The sequence below is a fragment of the Ruegeria sp. CDSA241 genome, assembly GCF_059611265.1.
Map to the genome: position 1 here is coordinate 71,198 of NZ_JBXWPF010000017.1, position 18,353 is coordinate 89,550.

Consider the following 18,353-nt stretch of genomic DNA (forward strand, 5'->3'; position numbering starts at 1 on the left):
GCCCCGCAGCTGAGCGGTCCCGGTTGCAGAATTATTCGGGGGGAAAAGCGCGAATGCAGGCTTGATCACTTCGTCGTGGGCGACACCATCGAAACCTATGGGGTGCCCAAAGTCTAAGGGCTACCAGATTTCCAGCGCGCCCAGATTTCCGGTGGCCCGTTGAAGACATTGATATCAACCCTCCCCTGAACACCGGGCACCAGCCCGGTGCCGGTGTATTGCCAGAGCCGCCACACCGCTTTGGGATACACATTTCGCGGATGACCGGCGACCGAACGCAACCAGAACTCAGTCTTGGGCAGCCGCCCGATATTCGTATCACCATAGAAATCCACCGTCGTATAGACGATCGGACGGCGCCCATAGTGGCGTTCGAGGATATCCAGGAACTGTTGAGCCTCGGCCCGGACCGTCGCACCATCGGGGCGCAAGGTGCAGGTCTTAGAATGCGGGGTCCACTCCATGTCCAGCACATGTGGCAGATCCGATCCCTTGGGTACGTTCTGGATGAACCAGCGGGCCTGTTCCCGCGCCGACCGGCAGAAATAGTAGTAATGATATGCCCCCCACGGCACGCCCGCAGCCTGCGCACCTTGCCGATGGCTGGCAAACATGGGGTCGGCGACATCGCCCCCTTCGGTCGCTTTGATAAAGACGAAACTAACGCCGGACTGCTTGGCGGTGCGCCAGTCTATCGCTCCTTGCCAGCGCGATACGTCCAGCCCGTGCACCGGGTAATGCCCCGGATGTCTCCCTTCCCATTCGTGGGGGTCTGCATCTGCAAAGGCTGGGAAGATCACAGAGGGCGGCGTAGCATCTGGAAACGACTGGGCCTCGACCAGTTGCGGCGGCGGGCTGCTGCGACCGCAGGACAGGGTCGCAAAGGCCATGACGGCGAGCATCAATGCGGTGCGCATGATCTAATCCTGTATCAAATGACTGCTCTTATAATTACGTCCAGTTTGCCTAATCAGCCCCGCAAGGCAATGGTTCTGTTTGCGTGCGGCGGAAACCCACCGTTTTCCCCGCCTTGCATGGCGATTTAGGCTTGATCCCTGCCCCCGATGCCCGTAAATGACCGCAATCCGGTGCCGCAACTTCGCGACTCCGGTGTTTTGGTTTGCATCATGTCGTGACGCCCGGCTTTCTTCAGCCACGGCGCGGCGGGCAGGCCAGAGACCAAGTGAACATTCGATCTGACCTCTGGCGGGCTGTACGCAGGACCCGGTGAAGACCAAGAGCTCTCAGGCCGTGCCCAAACTTCGTGGACCAACCACGAGCAGATAGGAGAACCTGCGATGGACCTGATCGCACAGCTTGAGGCGGAACAGATTGCCGCCCTGGGGAAAGACATCCCTGATTTCAAAGCCGGTGACACCATTCGTGTCGGCTTTAAAGTGACCGAAGGGTCGCGCACCCGTGTTCAGAACTACGAAGGCGTCTGCATCGCCCGTAAAGGTGGCAACACCATCGCCGGTGCGTTCACCGTGCGTAAGATTTCCTTTGGTGAAGGCGTGGAGCGTGTGTTCCCGCTGTATTCAACCAATATCGACAGCATCACCGTTGTCCGCCGTGGCCGCGTTCGTCGCGCCAAACTGTATTATCTGCGCACTCGTCGCGGTAAATCCGCACGTATCGCAGAGGTCACCAACTACAAGCCCAAAGCTGGCGCCGAAGCGTAAGGAACGGAAAGATGAAAAAAGACATCCATCCCGATTATCACGTCATCGACGTCAAAATGACCGATGGCACCATAGTTCAGATGAAATCCACCTGGGGCTCCGAAGGCGATCAGCTGGCTCTGGAAATCGACCCCTCCGTGCACCCCGCATGGACGGGTGGCGGCGCGCGTCTGATGGACGCCGGTGGCCGTGTGTCGAAGTTCAAAAAGAAATACGAAGGTCTGGGCTTCTAAGCCTGACCCGTTTCGAATGCGAAAGGCCGCCCCTCTGGGCGGCCTTTTTCGTTTTACCCGAAACCTCTGACACCGCCCTGACAAGAAAAGCGTCAGGATCAATCCCTCAGGAATTCTTCGCGCGTGTCAGATCCGCCGCGCTGTGCACCGGGGGCACAGGGCCGCGCAGCAACATCAACCCCAGCGTCACGCCGATCAGCGCCGCAATCGCCGTCACCATCATGGCGCTGTCAAAAGCGTTGTCCTGCAGGTCGCGCAAAGCATTTGACAGAGCACTTCCCGACGTCGGATCCATGCCGGCAATCAGTTGCTGGATTTGACTGGGCGTTCCGTGGGTCAGCGCATGAGCCAGATCATCACGGGGGGCCGAGCCGGCCGGTAACGCGTCGATCACTTCGGTAAGACCCCGACGAGAGGTGATGGCTTCGGCAAGCCCGCAGACCACAGCCCCCAACGTAGCCCCGAAATAGAGGCAGGCATTGATTACACCTGAGCCTTGCCCCACATGCTCATCAGGCAAAAGCCGCAACCCAAGACGCGGTAGCAGCGAGAAACAGATACCAAGACCAATGCCGACGATCATCAACTTCCACCAGATCTGCGCATATTGAGTGGGAACTGTAATCGTGGTCAGCAACAAAAACCCAGCGGCCATTGCGCCCAGCCCGATCACAACAGGCCATTGAAAGCTGTAGGGCGCAAGAAATCGAGGCGCGATGACCGAGATCGCGAACATGCTTAGGCTCAACGGCATAATCGCAAGCCCAGCCCCGATAGACGTGTATCCGAATGCATCAGGCGATTGGACGAATGTGTTGAAGTAGACGAAAAAGCCAAACAGCATAAAGCCGGTAAGGAACATCCCCGCTGCCGCCATGAAATAGCGCGGATGAAGGAAATAGCGCAGTTCGACCAACGGATCTTCGCTGCGGCGCGAGGCCAGCACCAAGCCGACCAAGGCCAGCATGGCGACACCCAGCGGCACCAGAGTCAACGGTGCTCGCCATCCGCCACTTTCCCCATTGCTCAGGGCAAATGATAGCGGCCCCAGAAACAGCACAAGAGCCACAGCGCCGAGATAATCGAACCGGGCATCGGCCAGTCGCGTGTTCGGTACATAGTTCCGTTTTCTCACGGTCAAGCCAATGATAAACGCGGTGGTCAGCAGGATCAGATCGGTGGCGAATACGGCTCTCCAACTGATGTAATGGGCGAATGCGCCGCCAAGGATAGGGCCGATCCCGATCGACAGTCCGACGATGGCGCCCCATGCTCCGGTAACGCTGGCGCGTTTTTCCTCCGGGGTCGCTGCAGTCAACAAGGGCAACGACGTGCCAAACAGCGCTGCGGCCCCTGCCCCCTGCGCCCCACGGCCAAACAGCATCATCGCCCCGTCCTGCGCGAACAAGGCCGAGGCAGAGCCTATGGCAAAAACGATCATGCCAACCAGAAACACGCCCAGCTTGCCCGTGATATCACCCAGCCGACTGATAATCGTCACCAGCGTGGCACTGACCACGGTATAGATGGCCATGACCCATTGCAGGCCCGAAGGCGACAGATCGAACTCATTTTTGAGATCAGGCAGGATGGTCGCGACCGCCGTGGAATTGAAGCCAACAACAACCATGCAAATCGCCGTCATGATCAATACAACGCGTGCGCCAGCATCAGATGAATTCGCTTTTAACATCAAATACGTCCTTAAATACGGGTGGCGGTTTTGGATCGTCACAACGATAGTTTAACAGGAATGTGCAGGCCGCCTAGCCTTAGATCCAGTAGGACAGCGCCAGCGGCAAAGCGATGATCGTTGTCAGGGTCGAAACCAGTATGAACCCGGCAACATCGGGGCCGTATTCCGGCACATGCTGGTCTATGAACAAATAGGTCGCCACCGATGACGGCATCAAACAGCACAGGATCACCGCGCCGCGCTCAGCGCCTGTAAAGCCGAAGGCCCAGACCAACCCGCTGGCGATTGCAACTGCCATCACCAGGTGCAAAGCGGTCAGCGTCACCGCACGCCCAAGGCGGTTGACCCGAAGGCTGGCCAATGTGTGGCCCAATGTCAGCAGCATCAGCGGGATGGAAAGCCCACCCAGGATATCGAATGACTTCGCAACAGGCTGAGGCAGGCTATAGCCGCTGGCCATCAGCACCAGCGATAGGACCACCGCATATATGATCGGCGAGGTGGCGAGCTTTCTGGGCGAAAACTCTTTGGCTGGTATCCACATCCCTACAGTGAAGATGCTGACAAGAACGACCACTACAAATGCCATCGTATAGGCCATCCCCGCATCGCCTAACGCAAGCAAGGTGATTGGCAATCCGATATTGCCCACATTCCCATGCATCAGAGGCGTCAGAAAGGCCCGCGCCGGCAGACGCATTACCTTCAGCGCCGCAAATCCCAGAACACCAAACCCGGCAATCGCCAAAACCGCAGCGGCCATCACGTCCAGAAACGTTCCAACAGCGATCTTTGTGGCCGACAGATGCGAGATGATCAGTGTGGGATATCCAACCCGCGAAACGATCGCGCCAATGACCTTGTTGTCAAAGGGCGTTTTGGTCAACGCCAGTACATACCCAGCCCCGGCACAGATCAGCACCGGCAGCACCACATTCAGTACGTTCAGAAACAGATGCTCCAAGCCATGTCTTTCTCACAGTCCTTAAGCCTGGAGATTGAAACATAGTCCCGGCTTTCGCAAGTCAGCGGCCTAAGGGCAGGCTGAGATTTCCGCAACAGGGGCTTTTTATGCAGCCCTACCTTGTTTCGGGTTCTTCCCTTCCCGCTTTCCACAACATATAGTGGCCTGCAACAACGTGTACGCAAACACGGTGAGACTTGGGAATACAGGCATGGCACATATTATCGTAGTGGGGAACGAGAAGGGCGGCGCGGGCAAATCGACTGTGTCCATGCATGTGGCCACCGCACTCGCCCGCCTGGGTCACAAGGTCAGCACCCTGGATCTGGACCTGCGGCAACGCAGCTTGGGACGGTATTTCGAGAACCGGAATAGCTTTCTGAAAAGCGCGGACCTGACCCTTCCCAGCCCCCGCCACCATGACCTGCCCGAGATTGATGCAAGCACGCTGAAACCGGGAGAAAACATCTATGACCACCGCCTCTCAGCGGCCGTGTCCGAGCTGGAAAGCGATAGCGATTTCATCCTGATCGACTGCCCCGGCTCTCATACCCGTCTCAGCCAGGTGGCGCATTCGCTGGCTGATACGCTGATCACTCCGCTGAACGACAGTTTTATCGATTTTGACCTGCTGGCACGCATCGATTCTAAGGGTGAGAAAATTCTGGGCCCGTCGGTCTATTCCGAGATGGTCTGGAACGCACGCCAGCTGCGCGCGCAAGCCGGCCTGAAGCCCATCGACTGGGTCGTAGTGCGCAACCGCGTCGGCACCCAGCGCATGGTCAACAAGGAAAAGATGCAGCGCGCGATCGAGATGCTGTCGCAGCGCATCGGCTTCCGGGTTGCTTCGGGCTTTTCCGAACGCGTTATTTTCCGAGAACTGTTCCCGCGCGGGCTGACCCTATTGGACCTCAAGGATATCGGGATCAAACAGCTGAACATCTCGAACATCGCAGCACGTCAGGAATTGCGCGACATGATGAAAGAGCTGAACCTGCCGGGTGTTGAGATCGATTTTTAGAAGCTTTTTACGACGGGTAGACGGACTATACTGCCGCTCACCTGGAAAAACGAAAGTCCGTTTCTGGCAATCGTTTTCGCTTTAGAGCCCTTGTTGGGCCTAAGCTATTACTGCTTTCCAATACTCAGGGTAAACTCGAACGAAACCAAATCCATCGACAGTCAAATTTGCTTCGTATCCACTATTGATCGAAGTGTACCTATAGGTATTCTCGTTCAGCCGCTCATATCGTTGCTTCAGCGGTTTGAATGTCCAGGTTTCATCATCCAACCAAACAGCAGTGAACTCTGCCTGATCTCCAATCCCTAGCTGGAGTCGCTTGATCGCATTCGTGTTCGTGGCCGGTGTAAACCCAAGATCGATGTCGAGCAATTCATCAACAGCATCCACAACTTTGTCATTCGAGGTCCATGTACCATCGCCTTGCTTCACTAAAACAAGATCAACCCTATCTGCCCCAATCCAACGCTGTACGGTGGCGGCGCTACACTCCCATTCGTCATTACAGGTCACGGAATAAGCTATTCTGACAGGAGAATTTTCAACTACGTAGACAGCCATGCCCGAGATTACGCGAGACGTTCCGTTACAGTTAACCGAACAGGCTTCTGTGCCCACGACATCAATCCGTCGCCACATTGTACTTCGCATCATCGCCTCAACCATCGCTATTGCTTTGCTTGCCCCATAGCAGACATTCATGCGTGTTTCAGCATAGGTCAATCAGGGCTCTCTCCAGCCGTTCTCGGCGGCGTGCATGAACGGCTGGGTCAGTGTTGTCAGAAGTCGAACGAACTAACCGCTGTTCCTTGCGATGATGAAAGCAGTCGAACCCGTTTCGGGACGCCACTTTTGTTCAATTTCGAACCCATGAGCTTGCAAACGCTCTACAAGGATTTCTTGCGTCAGGGCGCGGATCTTGGGCAATAGGCCAATGGTCCCGAGAGCTGGTATGACGAACTTCTCGAGACCTTCCAGGCAGACCGTCGAGCTGAAGAACAGGCCACCTTCCTTCAAGGAACTACGAACACGGTCCAGTGTCGCGTCAAGATCCAGTACCAAGTGCAGGATCGACATAGCCAGTACGGCATCATACTGTTGACCCTTCGCCGGAATAGGCCAGCACTCGAACGCGCTGACTTCAAAGTTGATGTTCTTGCTGCCCTGCGCGTCGGCTTTTTCCCGGGCGATTGAGATCATTTCGGATGAATAGTCGATGGCGTCGATATGGGCGACTTTTGGGGCGTGAATGAGCGCCGTCGTACCTGTGCCACAGCCAAATTCCAGGACGCGGTCTTGGGGGGACAGGTGTCTTGCAGTTATGTCCAGTTTGTATTCATAGGCGGCTTGGTTTTGGACCGGACGGCGGGCATAGGATCTCGCCATCAGATTCCAGAACCGGGTGGGTTTGATGAACATATCTAATCCTTTGGTAGGGTGCAGCAGACGCGATGATTTAGCTGGCGTCTTGGACGTCGAAGACTTTTTCGAGGGGCTTGTCGAATACACGAGAAATCAATATCGCCAGTTCGAGCGTTGGTGAATATTTGGCGTTTTCAATGGCAACGATGGTTTGTCGGGTGACTCCAACCTTTTCGGCGAGTTCTTTTTGCGTCATTTCATCTGCGTCAAAGCGTAGACGTCTAATGTTGTTGGTGATCCTGAGCTTGCCCATGGATCAGTACCCCCGCCGATAGCTAGCAAATTTGACAATATCTGCTGACAGGGATCCGAAGGCCATTCCGAAATAGATGATGTTGAAGCCAGTGAGCGCTGATGCGTTGAGAGCCATGGCGACGACAGCTGAGATAAAACCCGCACCCGCGAAGATAATGATGGCGTAGCTGCCACGGCGCTCGAACATCTTGTCACGTTCATCAACGACGAAGCTGGGTTTGGGTTCGTGAGTAACAATCGCAAACCCAATGTTGAACAGTATGGTGCCGATGATGGTGGCCACGACGCCCAGGGGGATCAGCCAGATCACCATGCGGGCCCAGTTGTTTACAGCGTCTGGGCCATCAAACAATCCAGAGGCATTCATATCCAGAAGCCGTGAAACGACAAATGCACTAACGGCGAGGTTCACGAAGATCGAGACGACCGTATTGCGATCTTGGTAGGTCATTTCTGAAATCCCTATTGGACAGAACACTTCTAGTGAGTCGATTATTACTTACACGTTGTATGAAATATTATACTCAGTGTCAAAAATAATATACCTCACAATCGAAGTGTAGTTGCAGCTTGTGCTCGATGATGGGCATCTACGACTCCAACTGGAGTGCTGCGCGTTTGCGACTGGCCCAAAGGTTGTGTCGCCAACTTTTCGAAGACTAGAACCAGCGTTATGCTAGACCCAATTATCCTGCGATCTCAGCAAACACCCGAAAGCCAGAGGTTGTATTACTAGAGAATTGTTTCTTCCGGATCATGTTGACTACCTCAATGCCATCCAGTGTGGCTGAAGCTGATCTAAATGGCTTGAACCCACACATGTGCCGTACGCGTCATTTAAAGTTTGCGACACAACCCCTTCGCTTCAGCAGCGGCAACTTTGGATGATATCGAAGTCCCTCACATAATCCGCAAGGGGCAATTCACACCCGGATTCTGTCCGTTTCGGCAGTTCGCCAAGCTCGCGGCCTAACTCACGAGCGATTGCTGAAACCGCTCGCCGGGTTCAGAACTTTCCAACAGAACCGTTCGAGTGCCCGAAATAGTTAAGAATCACCTGGGTCAAAGGCTGCGAATGCGTGGCAAGAAAGGTATGAGGTTCGTCCTGGGAAATCTCAGGGAAAACCTGAGCCCCTAAAATCACGACTCAATTCGACGTTGAATCGCGTCAGCTTCGGATACAAGCTAAGAAAGAGCGCCAACTGTGGTCAGAATCTGCCTCAAACGTGTCCATAAGTGGGGGGAAGCAAGGCAATTTTATGTATCCCCGCTGCAGCCTTGACTAAACTTCCCGGGTACCGCTACGTCATTAAGAAATTATGAAGGTTGTATCAGTTTTTGCGAAACAACCTTGAGTAAAACGAGAATCAATAATCAGAAGTTTGAGGTTAGGAAAATGTTAAATCGGGTCCTGAAAACTACCTCTGGTGCGTTGATGTTGTCCGTCGCGACCATGGCAAACGCTGAAACTGTTCAGTTGAACAGTTTAGACGGCGGAATGACTCTGACCGGAGAGCTAATAGATTTTGATGGCGCCAATTACGAACTCCGAACGGTGGTTGGTACAATCACGGTTGACGCTTTCAAAGTTGAATGCATTGGCGAAGCCTGCCCCAGTCGGAACGAAGGTCCAGTCGAATATGGCATTTCAGGTTCTTCTCGCCTGGTCGATGTCTTATTCGCTGATCTTACGACGCAATTCGGTGAGGAGATTGGCGGCACTGCTTTGCGCTCTGAGGAAGAAGGTGTCGATAAGCTACTGCTCCGTAACGAGCTAGGCGAGTTTTTGGCCGAAGTCTCCTTGATGGGTGGTGACTCCGCAGACGGGATCAAACAACTGGTCGATGGGAACTCAGCACTGGCCGTGACCACACGCCCTGCTCAACCCGACGAGCTGGCGAGCGCATCGCAGGCTGGACTCGGGGATATCACCACGAGTGAAAACGAGAAAATTTTTGCGCTGGACGGTCTAGTTGTTATTACATCGCAAAGTAACCAACTGCGGGCAGTCGCCGAACAGGATCTAGCGCGAATATTTTCCGGAGCCATATCCAACTGGAGCCAGATTGGTGGGCCCGATGCCCCGATCCAGCTTTACATGCGAGCGCCTGAAAGCGGAACTGCGTTGGTTTTCAATGACCTGATCATGAACCCCGTGGGCGCAACATACGCGAGCGATACAAGCTTTTTCGAAACAGACACGGAATTGGCTGCAGCAGTTGCTTCTGATCCGCTTGGTATCGGAATTACCAGCCTCGCAAGTGCTGATGAGGCCAAGGTTCTTGCAATTCGCGGTGTTTGTGGAATTCAGGTTCCAGCGACACCTTTCACCATCAAGACAGAAGAATACCCGCTTAGCCGACGCTTGTATGCATATACCGGCAAAACTGCGCCAGCACAGTTGAACCGCTTCATGCAATTCCTCGAAAGCGAAAAGGCGCAAGAGACAATTGATGCTTCGGGCTTTGTGTCACTTGGTGAATCCCTGCAAGGCCCCAATGAGCAGGGACTACGCTATCTTGGCGCAGTAATGCCAACCGATGCAGAGGTTACCCTGAAACAGTTGCAGGAAATGTCCGCTGAGCTGTCCGGTGCCGACCGTAGTTCTATAACCTTTCGGTTTGCATTCGGATCCTCTCGCCTGGATACGCGGGCACAGGACGACATAAGGCGCCTTGCTTCGTTGCTTGCCAAGGAAGAAACCACAAACAAAGAACTTCTTTTGATCGGATACACAGACTCTGTCGGCGCTGGGGGATCCAACCGGTCACTCAGTCAGCAGCGTGCCAAACAAGTTAGCAATGCGTTGCTACAAGCAGCGCCTACCAACAGCCTGGACGGGTTAACCATCCGAACTCTGGGTTATGGTGAGATCTCGCCGCTAAGTTGCAACGACACTGAGAATGGTCGCCGTATCAACCGCCGAGTGGAAGTCTGGTTGCGAGACGTTGTCACCACATCCCAGTAGCGAAGCGCCAACTCAGCTTCGGAACGGGAATACAACGGTCAGTGACCAAGACGATAATTCAATGGAGTAACGTCGTATGAGAATGCTCGCAGTATTGGCCAATGTTTTCCTACTGCAATTGTCAGGGGCGGCTGTCGCGCAGGAAGACCCATACAAATCCGCAGTAGACAGCTGGCTCAATGGTAGCGAGGCCGTAGGCCTGCAAGGTTTGTCGGAAGCGGCCAGTCAGGGGAACACATCGGCGCAAATGATCCTTGGTCAGATCGATCGCGATACTGTACCTGGAGGATTTTCCGATTACTTGATCAATCATCAGGCACGAGACCAGCTTCTTCGTGCACCGGATCCCGATAAGGGAACCGTAAACTGGTTGCTTGCTCTGAGCAATCCTGCCCTACAAAAACACGGCGAGGCCATCTTTGGATATCGGGTTGGTCGTCAGCCAATCAGCAATGCGATAGCACTGCAAACTCATGGTGAGATTGAAGGCGCCGAGTATGTATTGTGGAATACACTGAATAACGGCCGCTTTGATCTGATCAATTCCATGCCTTCAGAAAACTACGGCCTGTCCGAAGCCGGTTTTCTCAAGTGGATCGAAGCTTATATGGCGCGGGAAAACAAGGCGATCACGATGCGGGCCTTTGTGGAAGAATCCAATCCCAAACGTGTTTCGGGGTTGTTGGGTCTCAAACGACTGGCACGACTGTTGAACCTCAATCAGCATTTTTCCGACGAAGCCAACCAGTTCACGACAGTGATGCTGGGCCGGGGCTCGGACTTGCCTGAAAGTGTCGATTTGGTTCGCTTGAACGAAAGCATTTCTCGCATCAGTGAAACCGATAAATACTTGAACATCGTAAAACGCTACTGCGACTCATGCGAAGGTGAAACAGTAGACTACGATTGCGTGGTTCAGGCTCTGGAAATCATAGGTGGCTACAAGACGCTGATGTCCATCCGCACCCCAGTTGAGGGGTCAATTGACCAGGCTACATTCATGAATTCTAATCGTTCGGTCGAAATCTTCGCGCAGTTGGTAAACAACATGCGCCGCCACTACTCTCGTGGCATTCGATCGTCTTGCATTGCCGCTAATCTGAAAGCCAAGATCTAACATATAGCTAAAACAAGGTTTGATTGAGATTATCACATGTTTGAAGGCGTCGTGAACCTTTGCAAAATAGCTTAACCGTTCAATGGTTCCGGTTCCGATAAAGCAAAAGTAAAACGTTTGTATGTACTGACTTCCTACGCTGACCAACTTGGATCGAACAGTGTGCATACTGGAAATCACGAAACAAACGGACTCGCGTAAAGAGTGTGTATAACTGAGAAACGTTTTGTGATTGGAAATTGAATAATTCCTGATGTGCAAGGGACGATAACGGACGGGACGAGGCATGGGCAACGTAATGAAACTAGTAACGACTGGTGATGAAGATACGGGTCAGATGATCGGAGCCTCTTCCGCAGATGATCTCCCTGCCGGCGCCCGGTTGTTGCATGGTCAGTACAAAATTGACCACTACCTGAACAGCGGCGGCTTCGGCATTACCTATCTGGCCAATGACAGTCTCAACCGCAAGGTGGTCATCAAAGAGTGTTTTCCAGCCATGTTCGCGCGCCGACAGAATCTGCTGGTGAAGGCTCGTGTGCAAAAACACAAAGAAGATCTTCGCCAGATTGTGCGGCACTTCATCAACGAAGCACAGCGCCTGGCAACTATGGATCACCCCAATATCGTTGGCGTGCACCAAGTCTTTGAGGACAATGACACCGCCTATATGGCACTGGACTTCGTTGAAGGCCCGGATCTTTTGGACGCAATCGACGACGCTGAAACCCAGCTGGACGAAGCCGATGTCATGTCGATCCTGCGGCAGATTCTGGATGCGGTCGCATTTATGCACAAGCAAGGGATGTTGCATCGGGACATATCGCCTGACAACATTCTGGTCGGACCAAACAAGATACCTGTATTGATTGATTTTGGTGCTGCGCGCGAGCAAAATAGGAAAACAAACCGAGTTTTGTCTGCCTTACGCGCAGTCAAGGATGGCTATTCCCCACAGGAATTTTATGTCACTGACGGCGTGCAAGGACCGTTTAGCGACCTCTATTCCTTGGCGGCAACATTCTATCATGTGATCACCGGAGAGCGCGCGCCAGACAGCCAGACTCGGGTCTCTGCGATTGCCGAGCAAAAGCCCGATCCTTGCAAACCTTTGCAGGGGCGCTTTGATAAGTATGATGACGTCTTTCTCGAAGCGCTCGACAAGGCTATGTCGGCGATGCCAAAGGATCGCTTTCAAACCGCTGATGAGTGGCTCGAGGCGATAGATCACTTGACCGAACCGACCGCCGTTGAACAGGATGTTAGAGTTGCGGTTTCTTCATCCGGCGGAATCAACCGTGTCGCAATAACCGGCGGGCTGCTGGCATTTGGAGTTGTAGGTGCCGTAGTCGGCGTGCTGGCCATCGGAGCATTTTCACCATCCTCCGAGCCACAAGCAACGCAAGAGGACGTTTTGGCTGCCGAAGCTGAAGCCCGCGCCCAAGCTGAGATCGAAGCAGCGGCGACAGCAGAAGCAATCGCAGATGCCACCGCACGGGTCGCAGAAGCCGAGGCACGACTGGCCCAAGCCGAAGCCCGCGCGCAGGCAGAGACCATAGCGCGTGCTGAGGCCGAAGCTGCAGCTCAGGCAGCGGCTCAGGCCGAAGCCGAAGCCCGCGCCAAAGCGGCAACCGAATCGGAAGCTCGTGCACAGGCTGAGGCCGAAGCGGCTGCTCAGGCGGCGGCCCAAGCCGAAGCCGAAGCACGTGCCAAAGCCGCTGTGGAGGCAGAAGCACGCGCGCAAGCCGAGGTTGAAGCGGCCGCCAAAGCCGCAGCAGAGGCAGAAGCGCGCGCGCAGGCCGAAGTCGAAGCGGCAGCCAAAGCCGCAGCAGAAGCGCAAGCCCGAGCACAGGCTGAGATCGAAGCAGTCGCAATGGCGATGGCAGAGGCAGAATCGCGCGCGCAGGCTAGCGTTGAAGTTGCTGCTAAAGTGAGCACTGGCGACACAGATCAGGCGAATGTCGAAGCTGATACTACCACTCAAATCGTTCAGGATTTAGGGCCGACTTCAGTGAAATCTGAATGGAAGGTTCTTCTGCCTTTTGTAGCGTCGGCGGATAGTCCCGATACTGTGGAATACGTCGCTAGCGAGGCCCCGGTTTGGGTTCACGCGGGGCTGCGTATTGACTCTGTCAATGGGATTGAAATCAATGATCTGAACTCCATCGCTGCCGTTCTACTTCAATCTGGGGCTACTCCTTCGCAAGAGGGAACCATGGATGTGACCATCGGGCTTTCAAACCCAAGAGACGGTGTAGAAGTGCGGGACGTTTCACTGGGTGTCGTACAAGACACGACCTTGTCGAATGGCGTCGTTTTTCAAACTCAATATGCAGAGAATGGAAAATGGGTTACGAGCGTGGTTCATGTCCCAGAAGATGTAGGCCCAGGCACAACTCTGAAACCGAACGACCAGCTGACAGCATATTTTCCGACAGATGAAAATATCGATGGGCAAGATACGATTGCCGATCTTCTGCGTGCAGGTTTGAATGACGGCCAGACTGACTTCAAGTTCACGGTCAGAAGAGGCACTTCTTTGTGGCTGGCGGACTTGCACTACGTGGGCAAGTAATAGAGAGATCATGGCTGAACGCAGTGTGCGAGTTGACCACGCCACATTGAATAGGTGGGTTGTGAAAAAGCATAACACTGGTTCTAGTCTTTCGAAAAGTTTGCGACACAACTGTCTGGGCGTGCGTAACAGACAAAGATAACGAAACCGGTATGTTTCATTTCACCGTATATGGTGAGAGTGAGCCAAAGTTCTCTGAACAAGCCGGTGTTCTGAGCAGCGGTATGGTTACTCGTCGGTTGTTTCTGTGAACCAACGGTATTTAAATACAGTAGGACAATATGGCTCGCAGAGATGAAAAGCGCATATATAGAATGTGAACGTTGGATGAACGGTATTTCCATGCGAAAAGATGGCTAGGCTTTATTGTTTGGAAGCCTCTCGGTATCAGGTCCGGATACTAGAGACTCAGGATCTGAAAATGCAGTGTTTTCAGTTTCCTACCAGAGAAAATCGGAGTGCAGGTGCTGGACAATTGCCGTCTTTGGTCCTCACGGAAAAACCTTCTTGGCCTTTTAACCTTGGTTTGGTCCATCAATCAGTACTCGAAGCCAACAACGTGGGTTCGTTTCAAACAGATCAAAAGGACTTCGATAATCTTGCAATTTACATAACTCAATCAGAGGCTTTCTCCACAGAAAGAAGTCTACTGTTTCTGTCAGATCGAAGGTTTGATCTTATCCAGCAACCGTTCAGTTTTACATCACCACCGAAGGCCTACTTCCCGCCGGAGATGTTTTTCGCCGCGATCACAAAGCGTACAAAGCGGTCATTCGAGCGGAAAATACCAGGGGCATGTTTGTCCGCACAGCAGACATCGACCACCACTTCTGATCGTTTGAACCATACAAAAACTGTCAGATGACGGCTTTGAGCCCAATCTGTACCTTCGGTATTTTAGCTGCGCGCGCTCGCGCACGAAAATCTCCGTAAGAGGTCAGGTTCCGCCGCCGCAAGGCTGCGGCAAAATCTGCCATTCGCCGATTGCGCAGAATTTCTAATACGACATATTCACAGGTTACGGGACAAGACCGCCATCGGCTTCAATCGCGCCAACAGCCGCTGACAAATTTAAAATCCGGATTTCCCTGTCAGCATAAATTGATTTGAAGGTGCGCCTGCCCGTCGCTTGTCCGTTCAACAGAATGTCCTTTGGGACCAATTACACCACGAATGCGCGAGCGGAAATTTGAGAAGCCTTCGGATGTGACAACGTCTACGGCTTCATCCAAGTGCAGTTCTAACCGGAACCATCCTGGTTTCATGATCGAAATAGAGACCACATGCCCCGTGAACGGTTGCGATAGATACGTTCCGCTGACCTTGTCACCGATGGCCCATCCCTTGGGTGGTCCGTTTCCGATGGCTGCAAACATCGTGTTCCAATCGCGGAACCCGTGTTGGTGGGCGACCAACTCGAGGGACTTGGCATGGCCAATCGATGCCCCTTCTTCGGTCAATTTTGTGCGCAAACGCTTAGCTTGATCCTTGGCTTGCGTAGCTGACGGAAACTGCGTGTTCATGACGCCACTCCTTTTTTGGTGCGGAAAATACCCCATTTTAACTCTGGGTCTTGCGCGGAGAGCCACAACACTACAACAGTGAGACCCAACATCATCACTTCGGCCAGCGGGCCCGCATACCAGATGCCGACTTCGCCAAACCAGAGGGGCAACAGGAACGTCAACGGGATCGCAAAGGCATAAGGTTTTGTCAGCCCTAGAAGGGCTGCCTTTCCTGCAGATCCAATCGCCTGAAAATAGGTCGCAATCATCATCAACGGGCCCAACAGGAAAAAGACACATGTCATTACCGGCAAGATGCGCGCAACCTCTGCAATGACCGACGTGTCGTCTACAAACGCGCTGGCGATCCGGCTAGGCATGCTAATCACAACGACCTGCACGATTGCGCAATAAACAAACGCGACACAAAGTGCCATGCGCAGGCTTGCATCTGACCTTTGCCAAAGTTCAGCACCATAGTTGTTGCCCGTGATCGTCTGCATTGCAAACGACAAGCCCAGAAGAGGCAGGAAAGCAAAGGTGATGACTCGCGTGATGATCCCGTAAGCAGTAATTGCGTCGGCATAACCCGGACGACCAATCCATTGCAGGGCTGAGATAATCGCGGCCGACCCGAGAGCTAGTCCAATGAAATTGAGGCTTTGTGGTGCACCCAGTGCGAGGATCCGCCCCCATTTTCCGCATACGGAATGGGACAGCAAGGTCGCAGGACGCAGCGATGTTTCCCCAAACAATCGGAACGCAAAAATGATCGCAAACGCGAGCGCTTGTGCCGCCGCAGTTCCATAGGCTGACCCAGCGACGCCCATGTCCAGAACGGCGATTAGTACGTAGTTGAACCCGATGTTTGCAATCGAAACCAACAGACTCATCGCCGCCATGAAGCCCACGCGCCCTTCGTTGCGCAACGCATCAGAATTGACTGACAACACGAACAACAGTGGCGAGAAAAACACCGTAATCCGCAGGTAGACCACCCCCATCTGGGCCAAAGTCTCTGACCCACCAGCGGCCAGCAATGCAACTGGCTGGCCCAATAGAAGGAACAACACTATCAGGACTGCGCCCAATCCAATTGCCAGCCCGTGTGCGCCTGCAAACGTGGCACGCGCGGCGTTCATGTCACCCGCGCCAAGGGATCGCGCCAGAAGGCTCGACATGCCGTTCGCCACAAGCGTGGAAAGCGCCACAATCAGCATGTAGATCGGGAACATCAACGTGACCGCAGCCAGCGCATCAGGACCCACATAAATGCCCAGAAACAGCGCATCTGCAACAGACAGAAGCCCATTCATCCCCATCACGAAAATGATCGGAAATGCGGTCCTAAAGTAGATGGTGCCAAGCGGCCCATCGGTGAATGTATTAGTGGGGGTATCAGTCATGTCCCATATCTCTCTTGCCTGATCGCGCAATTTGAGATGGGACCCGCATTACCATCCGCGCGATATGCGGAAAGAGGTAGATAGAGAATTAAGTCGCAGAACTTAACCAAGACAAAAGTCAGCGGGAGGCAGGCGTCCACAGCCTGTACGTTGGCTAATCTGAAATTTTTCTGTCGTCAAGCGGTTAGACTGCATCCGATTTTGCGGAAGCTGACTTACGCCGCGTTGCAGAAAATCGCTAATATGGGCTCAAACCGGACGCTCAAACGCCTGATTGCGTTCCGGCAACACTATAAACCGTAAACAGCTCTTTCGGTTCGGCCACACCGCGCAGCATATAGCGCCCCACCGAGATCAGATCCTGATCGTAGGGCTGCGCCGCGCGGGCTACGTCATCCGAGATCAGTATCCGTTGCCCCAAGGACCGATGCATCCCAGCGATACGCGCGGCCTGATTTACCGCTGGGCCGATCACCGTGAAATCCAAACGTGTCTCAGAACCGATATTGCCATACAGAATTTCGCCCGCATGCAAGGCCAGTGTGAAGTTGGCCACCGGCAGTCCAGCGGATTCGCGCTGCGCATTCAGTTCGGCGATCCGGTCCTGCAACATGGGAACCGCCTGCAGGGCCGCCTGCACGTCCTCTTCAATCTCGCCGACATTGAACATAGCCATCAGTCCATCGCCCATGAACTTCAGAATATTGCCGCCATTATCGTGCACGACGCCAACGGCAACCGCCAGATAGTCGTTCAACATATCGATGATCTCGATTCCGGGCAGATTCTCGGAGAGGCTGGTAAAGCCTTCAAGGTCGAAATTCCATATCACGGCGTCGATCTGCTGTAGGGATCCGCGACGAATTTCACCCGACAAAACACGCCGTCCAGCATCCCGACCTAAGTAGACGCGCATCAGATCTTTGGATATCCGCGCGTTCGAGGCTGACTTTAATGCCAGGCCCAAATGGGGCAGAGCCGTATTGATAAGGTCAAGATCCTGTTCCCGAAACCCATCCGGCGCGTTCGAGGCCCACGACAACAGGACTCCATCTACGGCTTTTTTTGAGGTCTGCGACCGCGGATCGAAATTCACACCTTTAGCGTAATACTCGGTCGCACCAGCTTCGCGTAATTCATTGATCAATGGATAGCGGCTGGGCTCGTTCTGATCGACCATGCGTTCATGGACGCCGTCAAGATCGTGATGTAAAATCGCATATAGAGGACTGCTCATCCAGTCTTCTCTGGTCTCTTCTGAATACTCGAATTTCTGATAGTCACCGCCGGTGTCTTGATACCAGCTGTATCCGGTGCCGCCATATACCGGGTGCAGCGCCGATTGCGCCGCGTGAAATCGCATCAGGGGCACACCAAGTTCAATCAGACGGGTACAATAGCCATCCAGCAATTCTTCTTTTTCGGCACCTTCAAGGCCCCGCGTCACCAGCCAGTTGATCAGATCATTTGATTTTGCCGCGTTTTGGTTCGGGGCTGTCATTTCACATT

The 18,353-nt window shown here is 53.8% G+C and carries 16 protein-coding genes; 6 read left to right on the forward strand and 10 right to left on the reverse strand.

The window, feature by feature from the left end:
- Positions 1–113: 113 nt before the first annotated feature.
- Positions 114–917, reverse strand: coding sequence for a glycoside hydrolase family 25 protein (locus tag AC2FJV_RS15605; RefSeq protein WP_142639140.1), 804 nt, complete (start codon positions 915–917; stop codon positions 114–116).
- A gap of 381 nt (positions 918–1,298) precedes the next feature.
- Between AC2FJV_RS15605 and rplS the strand changes: the two genes are divergently transcribed.
- A complete protein-coding gene (rplS, locus tag AC2FJV_RS15610; protein ID WP_142639138.1) occupies positions 1,299–1,682 on the forward strand; it encodes a 50S ribosomal protein L19 in 384 nt (127 codons plus the stop codon).
- An 11-nt stretch (positions 1,683–1,693) separates the two neighbouring features.
- Positions 1,694–1,915 (forward strand): 50S ribosomal protein L31, encoded by a 222-nt coding sequence (gene rpmE, locus AC2FJV_RS15615; protein WP_142639136.1) that lies wholly within the window; start codon positions 1,694–1,696, stop codon positions 1,913–1,915.
- Between the two features lie 106 nt (positions 1,916–2,021).
- Here rpmE and AC2FJV_RS15620 read toward each other — a convergent pair whose 3' ends face one another.
- Together AC2FJV_RS15620 and AC2FJV_RS15625 are read right to left on the reverse strand one after the other, a co-directional pair.
- Entirely contained in the window at positions 2,022–3,608 is a 1,587-nt protein-coding gene (locus AC2FJV_RS15620) for an MFS transporter (RefSeq protein WP_496714039.1), read from the reverse strand.
- Between the two features lie 79 nt (positions 3,609–3,687).
- Entirely contained in the window at positions 3,688–4,575 is an 888-nt protein-coding gene (locus AC2FJV_RS15625) for an AEC family transporter (protein WP_142639132.1), read from the reverse strand.
- A 211-nt stretch (positions 4,576–4,786) separates the two neighbouring features.
- Between AC2FJV_RS15625 and AC2FJV_RS15630 the strand changes: the two genes are divergently transcribed.
- Positions 4,787–5,596: a division plane positioning ATPase MipZ gene (locus AC2FJV_RS15630; RefSeq protein WP_142639130.1), complete on the forward strand. Its 810-nt coding sequence runs from the start codon at positions 4,787–4,789 to the stop codon at positions 5,594–5,596.
- Positions 5,597–5,695: 99 nt separating this feature from the next.
- Here AC2FJV_RS15630 and AC2FJV_RS15635 read toward each other — a convergent pair whose 3' ends face one another.
- The 4 genes from AC2FJV_RS15635 to AC2FJV_RS15650 all read right to left on the reverse strand — a co-directional run bounded on the left by AC2FJV_RS15635 (position 5,696) and on the right by AC2FJV_RS15650 (position 7,724).
- Entirely contained in the window at positions 5,696–6,319 is a 624-nt protein-coding gene (locus tag AC2FJV_RS15635; protein WP_496714040.1) for a putative glycolipid-binding domain-containing protein, read from the reverse strand.
- A gap of 72 nt (positions 6,320–6,391) precedes the next feature.
- Positions 6,392–7,015: a class I SAM-dependent methyltransferase gene (locus AC2FJV_RS15640; protein ID WP_496714041.1), complete on the reverse strand. Its 624-nt coding sequence runs from the start codon at positions 7,013–7,015 to the stop codon at positions 6,392–6,394.
- 37 nt (positions 7,016–7,052) lie between these two features.
- The gene (locus AC2FJV_RS15645; protein ID WP_496690345.1) at positions 7,053–7,271 is read right to left on the reverse strand and encodes a helix-turn-helix transcriptional regulator; all 219 of its coding nucleotides are present in this window, start codon (positions 7,269–7,271) and stop codon (positions 7,053–7,055) included.
- A gap of 3 nt (positions 7,272–7,274) precedes the next feature.
- Positions 7,275–7,724 (reverse strand): hypothetical protein, encoded by a 450-nt coding sequence (locus AC2FJV_RS15650; RefSeq protein ID WP_142639122.1) that lies wholly within the window; start codon positions 7,722–7,724, stop codon positions 7,275–7,277.
- A 900-nt stretch (positions 7,725–8,624) separates the two neighbouring features.
- Between AC2FJV_RS15650 and AC2FJV_RS15655 the strand changes: the two genes are divergently transcribed.
- The 3 genes from AC2FJV_RS15655 (at position 8,625) to AC2FJV_RS15665 (ending at position 13,933) form a co-directional block, all read left to right on the forward strand.
- On the forward strand, positions 8,625–10,241 hold the full coding sequence (locus AC2FJV_RS15655; protein WP_496694520.1) for a phosphate ABC transporter substrate-binding/OmpA family protein: 1,617 nt from the start codon (positions 8,625–8,627) through the stop codon (positions 10,239–10,241).
- 94 nt (positions 10,242–10,335) lie between these two features.
- Complete coding sequence (locus AC2FJV_RS15660) at positions 10,336–11,358, forward strand: hypothetical protein (RefSeq protein WP_271951478.1); 1,023 nt, start codon at positions 10,336–10,338, stop codon at positions 11,356–11,358.
- Between the two features lie 298 nt (positions 11,359–11,656).
- On the forward strand, positions 11,657–13,933 hold the full coding sequence (locus tag AC2FJV_RS15665; RefSeq protein WP_496714042.1) for a serine/threonine-protein kinase: 2,277 nt from the start codon (positions 11,657–11,659) through the stop codon (positions 13,931–13,933).
- A gap of 1,091 nt (positions 13,934–15,024) precedes the next feature.
- Here AC2FJV_RS15665 and AC2FJV_RS15670 read toward each other — a convergent pair.
- The 3 genes from AC2FJV_RS15670 to AC2FJV_RS15680 form a co-directional block, all read right to left on the reverse strand.
- Entirely contained in the window at positions 15,025–15,456 is a 432-nt protein-coding gene (locus AC2FJV_RS15670; protein WP_496690349.1) for a glyoxalase superfamily protein, read from the reverse strand.
- On the reverse strand, positions 15,453–16,844 hold the full coding sequence (locus AC2FJV_RS15675; RefSeq protein WP_496714043.1) for an MATE family efflux transporter: 1,392 nt from the start codon (positions 16,842–16,844) through the stop codon (positions 15,453–15,455). Before AC2FJV_RS15675 ends, AC2FJV_RS15670 begins: the two co-directional genes overlap by 4 nt.
- 262 nt (positions 16,845–17,106) lie before the next feature.
- Entirely contained in the window at positions 17,107–18,345 is a 1,239-nt protein-coding gene (locus AC2FJV_RS15680; RefSeq protein WP_496714044.1) for an adenylate/guanylate cyclase domain-containing protein, read from the reverse strand.
- Positions 18,346–18,353: the final 8 nt, after the last annotated feature.